Raw genomic sequence first — 12,005 nt, forward strand, 5'->3', positions numbered from 1 at the left:
CGAACACTTAAATCGAAAACGGCCGCTAAAAAACAGCTGCGACGATTGTTGACTCTGGGGCCACAAAAGAAAAAGACCTGATTTTCCTTGAGAGAATCAAAGTTAGTCAGGACTGTAATTTTTATAAAAAAACAGACAAGTAACCGCCACTAATCGTTAATGGAAGCTGCTTGTCTGTTTGTTTTATCCGCCATTTTCTGAAGGAATTTTTCATCTGCTGGTTTACTGTTCAAATTGGGCTCGATACAAGCGGGTATAGTAGCCGTTTTTTGCCAATAATTCTTCATGGGTTCCTTGTTCTACGATAGCGCCGGCATCCATCACAAGAATGTGATCGGCTGCTTGGATTGTTGCCAACCGATGAGCGATGACAAAGCTGGTCCGACCTTTCATCATTTCCAGAAAGGCCGCTTGGATATTGCGCTCGGTGAGGGTATCCACGGAGCTGGTGGCTTCGTCTAAAATCAGCATAGCTGTCTTAGCAATCATCGTACGGGCAATCGTCAGCAACTGTCGCTGCCCATCAGAAATTTTGATGCCCTGCTCACCGATAACTGTGTTCAGTCTGTCCGGCAGGCGCATGACGTATTCATACATATAAGTCTTTTTCAAGGCAGTCCAGACTTCATCATCGGTAGCCGCCGGATTGCCGTAAGTGAGATTGTCCCGCAGTGTACTTTCAAAAAGCCAAGTGTCTTGAAGAACCATGCCAAAACTTTGGCGTAGGCTATCGCGAGTAATTTGCTGGATGTCGTGGCCGTCAACGGTAATCCGACCGCGGTCAGCATCGTAAAAACGCATCAGCAGATTTACCAGTGTCGATTTACCGGCACCCGTTTTGCCCACGATTGCTACGGTTTCGCCAGGTGCTGCTCGGAAGCTGAAATCAGTAATCAAAGGCTGTGCGGAATCATAAGCGAAGTCAACCTGTTCAAAAGCCACTGCCCCTTTGACTTGTTTCAAGACCACAGCATCTGGGCTATCCGGAGTTTCCGATGGCTGATCCAAAATTTCAAAGGCCCGTTTCATCCCAGCAATGGCGGTCTGGATTTGCGTAGTAATCCCAGACAGCTCAATGAAAGGCTTAGTAAACTGGCTGGCATAAATGGTGAAACTGGAAATCATTCCCACCGTCACCAGTGTACTGCCGCCAAGTAACAGCAAAGCACCGACAAATCCGACAGCTACATAGGCTAAATGGTCCACAAAACGCGACATGGGATTGGTGAGGGAAGAGGAGAATTGCGCTTTTTGTCCCCGCTGGTAAAGCTCTTGATTCAGAGCTTCAAAGGCCGCCTGATTGGCTGCTTCGTGACCAAAGGCTTTAACAATCTTTTGGTTTCCTACCATTTCGGTGACAAAGCCGGAAATCTGTCCGACGATTTCTTGTTGGGCGACGAAATCCGCCTGGGAGTTGCGGGCAACCCACCAACTCACTAAAAAGATTATCGGAGTTGCCAACAAAACGACCAGCGTCAGTACCGGACTCATCTTCAGCATGACAATCAATGCGATTATCACCACAGCCAATCCAGAGAAGACTTGATTAAAGACGGCTGACACCGCGACGGAGATGTTGTCCATGTCATTGGTAAAACGGCTGACGATATTGCCGTGAGATGTCTGGTCGTAATAACGCAAAGGCAGTGTGTTCAAATGACGAAAAGCTTCCTGACGCAGGTCAGCCGCCGCCAGATAGGCCACCTTGTTTCCCAGCCGTTGAATGAATAGTTGACTGATTACCGTGAGCAACACGACACTGGCGAACTGTATCAGAACCTGATACAAAACGGCAAAATCGACCTGACCGGCTCCTACCAGCTGATCAATTCCATGACCAATCTGCCATGTCATGAAGACAGAAGTCCCACCGGCCACTACGCCTAAAATCATAGCCAAGACAAAGTACACGGGGTAGGAAAGAAGATAAGGCATGAAACGCCGCAATGAGGGCCAATCCATTGATCTCGTTTTCATGAAAGACCACCTTCTTCCTGCGATGCCACAATCGCTTGATATTCGCGGCTGGTTGCCAACAGCGAATCATGAGTTCCGCTACCGACTAGCTTGCCTTCTTCCAACACGAGAATCTGTTGTGCTTCTTGGATGGAGCGCACCCGTTGAGAAATAATCAAAACCGTGCCTTGCAACTGTTGCCGCAGCGCTTGGCGTAGTTGCAGGTCCGTCTGGTAATCCAAAGCGCTTAGAGAATCATCTAAAATCAATAGTGGTGGTTGGGCAATCACTGCACGGGCGATAGTCAAGCGCTGCTTTTGACCGCCGGAGAAATTTTTACCGCCTTCAAAAATGGGGGTATCGAGACCTTGGGGCAGTTGTTGGACGAAATCTGCAACTTGGGCTAAAGTCAGTGCTTGCCAACATTCTTCATCTGTAGCATCTGCTTTGCCCCAACGGAGATTGTCTCGAATTGTGCCGGTGAATAAAACCGCTGTCTGAGGCACTAGTGCGACTTGCTGCCGCAGTTGCTCAAGGGGCCAGTCCCGCACGTCCACGCCGTCCATTTGCACACTGCCACCAGCGACGTCGTAAAAGCGGGGAATTAATTGGGTCAAGGCTGATTTGCCGCTGCCGGTGGGACCAATAATTCCCACAGTCGTGCCAGGTGTTATGGTGAAGTTTAAATCTTTTAGCACCAGCCCATAGTTATCCGCAAAGCGAAAATCTACATGAGAAAAGCGAATGTCAGCCCCGGCAGGATTCGTTTGTGGTAATGGGTGTTTAGTAGATGACGTGGAGGCACTTGTAAGAGGGGAGTCCGCAATCGCCGGGACTACATCTAAGACTTCGTTGATCCGTTGTGCGGAGGCTGCCGCCCGGGTGAAGATGATTACCAGATTGGAAACCACGATTAAGGCCAAGAGCATTTGGTTCATATAGTTGACCAATGCTAGAATCTGTCCCTGTTCTAGGCGGCCGGATTGGACTTTGAAGCCTCCCAGATAAAACAATACCAAAATCCCCAGATTCATAATCAAGGTAGTGGCCGGCGTCAGCAGTGCTGAAATGTTGGAGACCCGAATGTAAATCCTTGATAATTCATCGGTACTTTCGTCAAACTGGCCCACTTCTCGTTGGCGGCGGGCAAAGGCTCGAATCACTCGAACACCACTGAGATTTTGAGTCACCAGTTCATTTAAGCGATCGAGAGTTTGCTGCACTTTTTTATACAATGGTACTGTAGAACGAATGATGAAAAATAACACGAGGCAGAAAACCGGTAACGTGATCAAAAAGACCAGGCCTGCTTGCCAGTCGATCACAAAGGCCATGATGACTGCCCCGACACTGAGAAAGGGAGCTCGTACCACTAGCCGAATCAGCATCGCCAAAGCCAGCTGGAGTTGATTGATGTCGTTGGTGGTGCGGGTAATCAGCGTATCGGTACCAAATGTATTCAGTTCCCGGTGAGACAACTGGTTGATTTTTGCCATCAACTGGTTGCGGAGTTCGGTGCCGAAGCCTTGCGAAGCCACTGAAGCAAAATACTGACAGATGACAGCGCATATTAGCCCAACCACCGACAAAGCAAGCATGGCAGCCATCATACGCCAAACCTCGCCGGCGTCATTGGCCCGGATGCCCTGGTCTACTAATCGTGCCATCAAAAGCGGTAAAAATAACTCAAAGACCGCCTCGAGAAATTTAAAAAAAGGCCCTAAGATGATCTGCTTACGATAATCTTTGGCATAGTTCAATAATCGGATCATGTCGCCACTCCCTCATTTTGCGACTGATAGAAAACACCAGCCGTTTGTTATGATCTTCTTCATTCTAGCGGAAAAACGGGATAGAAAAAAGAGTGGCGCCCTTGAATTTTGCCAAGTTTACTCAAAGAACGGCGCTTACAATCGCAAAAAAAGTGTCAGAAACCAGTGTCGTGGAAAAGTTGCATTCAAGAGGAGCACTGATTTTGAGAAAAAGCCTGTCTCAGTGTCTCTTGTCGGAAAAGTACGTTATACTGAAAACAGTGCCGCTGTTTCTAATGGCAGAAAAACTACTATATAATTATGATAATTATGCGAAACCGTCAGTTCTCACAACATAACGCTGAGCTGGCTCATACTAGCAGGTTGTGAAAACTGACAGACAAGCAGGAGGGATTTTATGGAAGAATTTATTCGCGTCGTGCTCTTATTTTTTATCTATTCATTTATCGGCTGGCTGTGGGAGACGGTTTTTTGCTCCATCAAAGCCAAGCACTTCGTTTATCGAGGTTTTTTGGTGGGACCAATCACCCCTATTTACGGTTTCGGAATTTTAGCGGTGCTGTATTTTTTACGGCCATTTCATGACAATCTGGTGCTCTTGTATTTTGGTGCGGCTCTCTTGGTCACAGTTTTGGAATATGTCACCAGCTTTGCATTGGAAAAACTGTTTCATGCATCCTGGTGGGATTACAAAGGCGTGCCACTGAATATCAATGGTCGCGTTGCTATTCCGGTATCGCTGTTTTGGGGATTGGGCTGTGTGTTGATCGTCAAAGTAGTGAATCCCTGGGTCTTGGGCATCGAAAGCTGGCTCTCGGCAAGCTTTGGTTTTTGGCTGCCGGTCCTGTTAATGTGCATCACTTCAATGGATCTAGGCTACACATTGGCCAATATGACTGCCTTCCAAGCAGCTGTCAAACGCTTGAATGGCACTGTCGAAAAACGCCGAGAGGATCTGAAGGAATCTCTAGAAAACTCAAAAGAAGAGGTGGCACGCCGCTTGGAATGGGTCAATTATTTCCGAGAGCATCCCGAAGAGCAAGAAAGCCTGCCACGACTGAATTTTAACCAGCGGCGACTTTTAAAAAACTTTCCCAGGTTGAAATTAGAGGATGTTAAGAGTGTGGACGACTTGCGGGGACTGGTAGAAGACCTTAAAAAGAAAAAACGGTAATGTTACGATTCTGTTACAACTTAAAAAAGTGGGGGAAAGGGCGACCAATCCCCCACTTTTTTTGTTTTTTCTCAAAGCAATCCCCCCTTTTTTTCCACTGAGCACAGGACTTGTAACAAATTGTTAAGAAAATGAAACAATTTCGGCTTTTTCTATTTGTATAATGAGTCACGTTGGAGAAATCTCCGAATGGTAACAGATTAGGATGAAGCTGTTGCTGAAAAGGGATTTTGAAGTTATTTGAAGGGGTGTTGGATTTTTGAAGCAGAAATTGACTGTGGCAATTGTTGGACTCTTGTGTCTGAACCTTGTCGCGCCGGTTGCAGCCAGCGCAGATACGATGGATGAGCTGAACCGAAAAGAAAACGCCGTACTAAAGCAAAGTAATCAAATCTCTGGTGAAGTCCAGACCGCATTGACTGCGGCCAACGAGACCTACGCCAAAGTGACTGCCGCTCGTAAAGCTGTCGCTGAAAACCAACAGGCCATCAAAAAGGCCCAAGCAGAGATTGTCACCACCGAAAAGACGATTGAAAAGCGTAAAGCCGCAGTTGGCCAGCGTTTGAAATCAATCCAAGTCAACGGCGGCATGGAATATAGCTGGACGGCGCTGTTAGACGCCGAAAGCATCACTGATTTTATCAACCGTGCTGTAGCTATCAACCAGCTGCAAAGCTCGGAAAAAGAAAAAATCGACAGCCTTCACGCAGAAAAAGACAAGCTCGTTGCTCTGCAAACAGAGGTTGAAGAAAAGCAAGCGACCCTTAAGGAAAAAGAAGCTGATTTGGAAGATGAAGCCGCTGAATTGGAAGACCGCATCAGCGATCTGCAACAACAGTTGGCAAAAAATCAAGACACCTTGACGAACATTGCTGCTTCTAAAGAGGTGGAACAAGCTCGTCTAGCCGCTGAAAAAGAAGCTGCCGCAAAAGCCGCTGCCGAAAAGAAAGCTGCTGAAAAAGCCGCCGCCGAGCAAGCTGCCGCGAAAAAAGCTGAAGAAGAGGCCGCCAAGGAATCACAAGCCGCAACTGAAACACCAGCTTCAAGCACTGGCAATAGCAGCACCGGCAACACATCCGAAAGCACTGAGGATGCGCAAACACCGGAGAGTTCTGAAGAACCGCCAGCAACTGAAACACCGGCTCCTGGCAACAGTGGTTCCGAAACTGGTGGCAACAATGAGAGCGGCTCTGAATCCGGTGATAATTACACCGTCATGACATTTGAGACCACCGCTTATTCATGGAAGGAAGCCGGTGCCTCACCATACACCGCTTCTGGTACCGATCTGCGCACCAATCCGCAGGCCGTTGCTGTGGATCCTAGCGTCATTCCATTGGGCACTGTTGTAGAAGTTGAAGGCTACGGAATCGCTGTGGCACTGGATACCGGCGGCGCCATCAAGGGTCACATCATGGACGTCCACATTACGGACCTGGATGCCATGCACGCTTGGGGTAGACGCAGTGTACAGGTTAAAGTGTTTAAATAGTTGAGTGAACCCCCTGACTATTTGATAGGGAGGCTGAAAAAGTCCACTTGCGTCAAAGAGAGAAACTGTCTCTGACATGAGTGGTTTTTTTGCGCGCATTGGTTATGAGGAAACCGAAAAACCAAGGTAGATGAGTCTGGCTTTAGAGACTTTGATTGGTATTGATTTGAGGCAAGTGACGAACGTTGACGAGATGTTTTGCAGCTGGTTACTGCAATAAAAGGTAAGGCTGACACGTTTTTACGCTAGTTGTTACAGCAAAGACCAGCACTTGGTCAAAATATCAGCTATATTTGTCCGATAGTAGGGAGATTTAGGACAGTTGCGGCTTTCTAAATAACTATTTTTTTTCTATAATGGTAGGAGAGTCTTTACCAAAAGACGGACATCGATACCGGGGTCGCAAGTAAGTTGTGTGCTCAAAGTCCTGTAACCACGTTTGTGTAGAGATTCAGTAGGTGTAAAGAAATGGAGCTCCCATGTTGAAATCATTGTATCTGCAGCTGCTGCGACATTTAATACCCCCAGCTGTTGTGAAGAAGTCGATACCACCGTTGCGGGTCGCCTATATCATAAGTTTTGCCGACAATGATGCCGGCCTGATTTGCCGACTGGCTGAGTATTACGGCAGCGGCTTTTTGCTGTGCTATACGCCAGCCATGGGTACTGCTGTGGCTGCCATTGAGGCCAAGCTGCCAGAGGGCCAATCTTTGAATAAAGCGGTTTATACACCGAAAGGACTACTTCTGGGTCAAACCTTGCGGCAATTGAAGCAGGCACAAGTAATCTTGGTGGATAACTATTTTCCGGAGTTGGCAGTTCTTTCCGCACCTCAACGCAGTATCATTCAGCTGTGGCACGCGACTGGGGCAATCAAGGAATTCGGCTGGGGAGATCCTAAAACAGCCCAGCGAAGTCAAGGGGATCAGCGGCGGTTCCAACAGGTTTATGACAGTTTTACCCATGTTGTCGTCGGCTCAGAAGCGATGGCGACTGTTTTCAAAGAGTGTTACCGTTTGAAAGATAACGTGATTTGTCGAATAGGGGCCCCCCGTACGGATGCCTTTCAGCCGGCTGTAATTGCCGAAAATTCATCACAAATGACGCCAGTAAACTCAGCGTCTGCTCGGAAAAGGATATTGTATGTCCCAACCTATCGTGATACTATAGAAGAAATGTCCACTGTTCTCAATGAGGCTTTTGCTGTCTTTGCTCAGGAGGCGAAACATTTAGATTTCCTGGTGAAACTGCACCCTCATGCAGCGGATAAGATAACGATGCCGCAAGCGGATAATATCCACACAGCCACGGGCACATTGGAGCAACTGATGGCTGATTGTGACGGTTTGATTACGGATTATTCTTCATGTGTGTTTGATTTCATGCTGATACAGCCAGCGCAGCCTTACCTGTTCTTTTGCCCGGATTTGGCCCATTACCAGGCGACTACTGGCCTACAGGGAAATTTCTTAATTCAGATGAAACCGAGGATTGCTAGCAGCGCTGCTGATTTGGCAATGCTACTGCAAACGATTGATGCAGAAACAGGAGAACATCTAAAGACTGCGACAACTAGTGGTGAAACCACGATTGCGACTGCTGCTTCAAAATCAGATTCAGTTTCAGAGATATTTGATGCAGATCAAGTACGCACAACCTGGCATCAATACAACGATGGGCAGGCAGTAAACCGACTTTTGAGTCTGGTAGCTCAACTGCTTAATCGACAATAGCCGGCTATGAAGACAATGCTGTTACAAAATAAGCAACTGCCCGCTTTTTGGGCAGCTACATAAAGATTCAATGCAGTGGTTGCTGTCATGTCAGTGACTGACTGTAAATCACTTACTTTAAAAAACTGGAAAGGCGGCCGGAAATGGAAACCGAATATATCAGCGGTCTGCCGGTGGACAATCTCACCCGGCAGGACATCATCGACGATTTGCCAGCCTATCTGGCCTCCGATAAAAAAATGATCATCACCAGTGTCAATCCTCAGATTGCTATGCAGGTGGAGCAGTACCCCGAGGTTCGCAAGTATATCCAACGTGCCACTCATCGCTTGCCAGACGGTGTGGGTGTAGTAAAAATGTCTAAATACTTAGGCGGCAATATCCGCGAACGAGTCACCGGGATTGATGTGATGGATGATTGTCTTCATTATGCCGATGCCCATGGTTGCCGCATCTTCTTATATGGTGCCAAAAAGGAAGTCGTGAAAAAGGCAGCTGCTAACATCGCCGCCGATTACCCTAACTTGAAAGTAGTCGGCTATATCGACGGCTATACTGAGCTTTCTGGTGATGAAATCACCACTCGAATTAACGCAGTCCATCCCGATTTCCTTTTCGTGGCATTGGGCTCACCTAAACAGGAACTCTTTTTGGAAGAACAAGTAGACGCACTGAATGCGAAAGTCTATCTAGATGTCGGCGGCACTTTTGATGTCTTGTCAGGGACTGTCAAACGAGCACCCCAGTTTTTCATCAAACTCAATCTGGAATGGCTCTATCGTTCCTTGAAATATCGACGACCAGAGCGCCTGATACAAATTTTGCAATATATGGTAAAAAGTTGGCGTATGCGAGGACATTCGCGTCAGATGGCTGGCAATAAAAAGCCGCAAGTTGGCACTGGAAAATCATTAAAAACACCGTCAGAGCAAGCTTCAGATCGTGACGTGAAAAAGAACAGCTAAGAAGTCGATTTTATGGTAAAATGGTCTTTGTTCGTAAACGGGCAAGCTGGTAGAGTAGGCTTTGCAGTAGGAAATCCGCGCTGAAGACCACCACCATAAAACCTGCACCGTCTGTCTGACAAGACGGTCGCAATAGAATGGAAGAATCAGATATGAACACTCAACTCAACTGCCCGCAGCCTTAGCTGAAATCGGCAAATATCCTGTCAACATAATGGCCGTCACACAGTGCCGTTAATCGTAGGTATGCCATGAAACGGAATCGACCGGAGCTGAGCAAAAGGAGCGACCTTTTACTGCCGGGATCCCGTCATCAAGACCAGCGGGGTGCCGGATTTTTTGTGTTTATTGCTACCTGATCCACTTGCCACAGCATACTGATTAAAGGAGAATTTCATTTGGAAAGCAATCAAGTAAAGATTAAAGCGACCCTCTTGACCAAGGAATTTGACCTGTTGAAAAAGAAATCTGACAAGATCAAACGTTTATTCCATTTAGGTAAGCAGGATGTGCAGACCTTCTGGGCCATCAAGGGCGTCGACTTCACCATCTATGACGGCGAAAGTGTCGGCTTGATCGGGGTCAACGGTTCCGGCAAGTCTACCTTGTCAAACGTCATCTCTGGGATCATCCCGCCGACTTCTGGTGAATTGGAAATCAACGGGGACACGTCTATTATCGCCATCGGTGCCGGCTTGAAAGTACAACTGACTGGGATCGAAAATATCCGTTTGAAATCGTTGATGAGCGGGTTATCCCACAAAGAAATCGACGAAAATATGGATGATATCATTGCCTTCGCTGATCTAGGAGACTTTATTAATCAACCAGTTAAAAGCTACTCTAGCGGGATGAAATCGCGGCTAGGCTTCGCAATTGCTGTTCACCAAAACCCTGATATTCTGATTATTGATGAAGCTTTGTCCGTGGGTGACGAAACTTTTTATCAAAAATGTGTGGACAAGATTTTAGAATTCAAGGCACAGGGGAAGACCATCGTCTTTGTCAGCCACTCACTAGGTCAGGTCCAAAAACTTTGTGATCGGACTATCTGGATGCACTACGGTGAGATGAAGGCATTCGGACCGACGGAAGAAGTCATTGAAGAATACAAAGAGTTTACCGACTGGTTCAAAACACTGAGCAAAGCCGATAAAGTGAAATATCAAAACGAGCAAAAAGAAGCACAAAAGTCTTTCAAGCTGCAAGAATTGATGGAACGTAAGTTGGCTGAAGGGGATGGCAAAGATGTTAAAAAGGTCCAATCGCTAACCCAGCGTAATAAGATTGGGGAGAAGATGGCACTCTCTACGAAGCTCATTCTGGCATTGACGATTCTGATTACCATGTTCGCTTCAATCGTCAGCTTCAATGACGCTGCGCTATCTGGTATCATGCACTCACCTATCGAATTCATCCAAAAACAATTGGAAAAATTTGGGAACAGCATTGAGCGTCATCGCAATGGCAGCCTGCCAATCAGTGAAATAGCCTCAGAATCTAGGCAGCAAATACTTCTTACTGATAAGAACGGTAAGTTTCTAGTACCTGTCTATACTTTCCAAAGCCAAGAAGATTGGCAACAGAAAAGTCACTGAACGTTCATTTGAACCTATTTTAAGGAGGAACACCTTTGTCTGAAGTTTGGTTGATTATAAAAGAACAGCTGGTTAACATCCGGACAATTTTCCGGCTGTCCAGCTATGAAGAAAAAGCAACATATCAAAGTCACTATTTGGGTCTAGCTTGGCAAATACTGAATCCGGCAATCCAAGTAGGAATCTACTATCTAGTTTTCGGTCTTGGAGTTAATGGAGGGAATAAAGTTGATGGCGTTCCATTTTTTGCTTGGATGATGATTGGGATTACCGTCTGGTTCTTCATCAATTCCTCCATGTTGGGAGGTTCAAACAGCATTTATCGACAGGTGAATATTGTTTCTAAGATGAAGTTTCCTATGAGTATCTTGCCTACTACGAATATGGTAAGTAATCTGACCTCCTTTTGGCCAATGATGGGAATCACAATTCTATTTTTATTTTTGTTTGGTAAAATGCCTACAGCATATTGGCTACAATTCATCTATTACTTCTTTGCCATGATCATGTTGCTGTTTGCCTTTGGTGTATTGAATTCTACCATCACAGTGTTAATTCGTGACTATCATATTATGTTGCAATCTGTGCTACGTCTGTTGTTTTATTTATCAGGACCAATTTGGAATATTGAAAACCGCAATCTGCCTATCTGGTTAGTAAAAATCATGAAGTTAAATCCATTCTATTACTTGATTGATGGCTTTCGAGATACGTTCTTGTCTAAACGTTGGTTTTGGGAAAAAGGCACTTACGGCTTGATCTTTTGGGGAATCACATTGATTATCTTGATTTTGGGGAGCCACTTGCATTTGAAATTCCGCAATAAATTTGTTGATTTGGTTTAAAAGAATTCTGAGGAGGAACAGTTATGAAGCGCGTTATCACTTATGGAACATTCGACTTACTGCATTATGGTCATATCAATCTGCTACGACGGGCAAAATCGATGGGCGACTATCTGATTGTCGTATTGTCGTCTGATGAGTTCAACTGGGATGAAAAGCAAAAGAAGTGTTATTTCTCTTATGAAAAACGTAAGCAGCTGTTAGAAGCAATCCGTTATGTTGATCTAGTAATTCCAGAGAATAGCTGGGATCAGAAAGTTTCTGATGTCAAGGAATACCATGTAGATACCTTTGTGATGGGGGATGATTGGGTTGGTAAGTTTGACTTCGTTGAAGAAGAGACAGATGCCACAGTTGTCTATCTGCCACGAACGCCAGAGATTTCTACTTCACAGATTAAGAAGGATTTAGAAGAGCAGAAAAGAAAAAAATAGGAACATCATAGAGCCAAAAAGAAAAGAACCAGTTTG

Annotated in this window: 9 protein-coding genes; 7 read left to right on the top strand and 2 right to left on the bottom strand. The window is 46.0% G+C overall.

The features are described from left to right. Window positions 1-222: 222 nt before the first annotated feature. Both BAU14_RS04725 and BAU14_RS04730 read right to left on the bottom strand, forming a co-directional pair. On the bottom strand, window positions 223-1,977 hold the full coding sequence (locus BAU14_RS04725; protein WP_161898928.1) for an ABC transporter ATP-binding protein: 1,755 nt from the start codon (window positions 1,975-1,977) through the stop codon (window positions 223-225). After that, a complete protein-coding gene (locus BAU14_RS04730; RefSeq protein WP_161898929.1) occupies window positions 1,974-3,728 on the bottom strand; it encodes an ABC transporter ATP-binding protein in 1,755 nt (584 codons plus the stop codon). The genes BAU14_RS04725 and BAU14_RS04730 overlap by 4 nt, the downstream gene beginning before the upstream one ends. Window positions 3,729-4,125: 397 nt before the next feature. Here BAU14_RS04730 and BAU14_RS04735 point away from each other — a divergent pair, with 397 nt between their 5' ends. The 7 genes from BAU14_RS04735 to tagD all read left to right on the top strand — a co-directional run bounded on the left by BAU14_RS04735 (window position 4,126) and on the right by tagD (window position 11,969). Further along, the gene (locus BAU14_RS04735) at window positions 4,126-4,902 is read left to right on the top strand and encodes a putative ABC transporter permease (RefSeq protein WP_161898930.1); all 777 of its coding nucleotides are present in this window, start codon (window positions 4,126-4,128) and stop codon (window positions 4,900-4,902) included. Between the two features lie 259 nt (window positions 4,903-5,161). Beyond that, complete coding sequence (locus BAU14_RS04740; protein WP_237580408.1) at window positions 5,162-6,394, top strand: 3D domain-containing protein; 1,233 nt, start codon at window positions 5,162-5,164, stop codon at window positions 6,392-6,394. 479 nt (window positions 6,395-6,873) lie between these two features. Next, window positions 6,874-8,127: a CDP-glycerol glycerophosphotransferase family protein gene (locus tag BAU14_RS04745; RefSeq protein WP_161898931.1), complete on the top strand. Its 1,254-nt coding sequence runs from the start codon at window positions 6,874-6,876 to the stop codon at window positions 8,125-8,127. A gap of 143 nt (window positions 8,128-8,270) precedes the next feature. Further along, window positions 8,271-9,092 carry a WecB/TagA/CpsF family glycosyltransferase gene (locus BAU14_RS04750; protein WP_161898932.1) on the top strand — a complete coding sequence of 274 codons (822 nt, stop codon included), beginning with the start codon at window positions 8,271-8,273 and terminating at the stop codon, window positions 9,090-9,092. 398 nt (window positions 9,093-9,490) lie between these two features. Continuing rightward, entirely contained in the window at window positions 9,491-10,690 is a 1,200-nt protein-coding gene (locus BAU14_RS04755) for an ABC transporter ATP-binding protein (protein ID WP_161898933.1), read from the top strand. Window positions 10,691-10,725: 35 nt separating this feature from the next. Beyond that, window positions 10,726-11,535 (top strand): ABC transporter permease, encoded by an 810-nt coding sequence (locus BAU14_RS04760; protein WP_161898934.1) that lies wholly within the window; start codon window positions 10,726-10,728, stop codon window positions 11,533-11,535. Window positions 11,536-11,558: 23 nt separating this feature from the next. After that, on the top strand, window positions 11,559-11,969 hold the full coding sequence (gene tagD / locus BAU14_RS04765; RefSeq protein WP_161898935.1) for a glycerol-3-phosphate cytidylyltransferase: 411 nt from the start codon (window positions 11,559-11,561) through the stop codon (window positions 11,967-11,969). The last annotated feature ends 36 nt before the right edge of the window (window positions 11,970-12,005 follow it).

Source organism: Candidatus Enterococcus leclercqii (genome assembly GCF_009933135.1).
Lineage (GTDB): Bacteria > Bacillota > Bacilli > Lactobacillales > Enterococcaceae > Enterococcus_C > Enterococcus_C leclercqii.

Excerpts from the sequence above, each read along its gene's own strand:
- BAU14_RS04725 (WP_161898928.1), bottom strand. The coding sequence starts at position 1,977 with ATGAAAACGAGATCAATGGATTGGCCCTCATTGCGGCGTTTCATGCCT.
- BAU14_RS04735 (WP_161898930.1), top strand. The coding sequence starts at position 4,126 with ATGGAAGAATTTATTCGCGTCGTGCTCTTATTTTTTATCTATTCATTT.
- BAU14_RS04745 (WP_161898931.1), top strand. The coding sequence starts at position 6,874 with ATGTTGAAATCATTGTATCTGCAGCTGCTGCGACATTTAATACCCCCA.
- BAU14_RS04730 (WP_161898929.1), bottom strand. The coding sequence starts at position 3,728 with ATGATCCGATTATTGAACTATGCCAAAGATTATCGTAAGCAGATCATC.
- tagD (WP_161898935.1), top strand. The coding sequence starts at position 11,559 with ATGAAGCGCGTTATCACTTATGGAACATTCGACTTACTGCATTATGGT.
- BAU14_RS04750 (WP_161898932.1), top strand. The coding sequence starts at position 8,271 with ATGGAAACCGAATATATCAGCGGTCTGCCGGTGGACAATCTCACCCGG.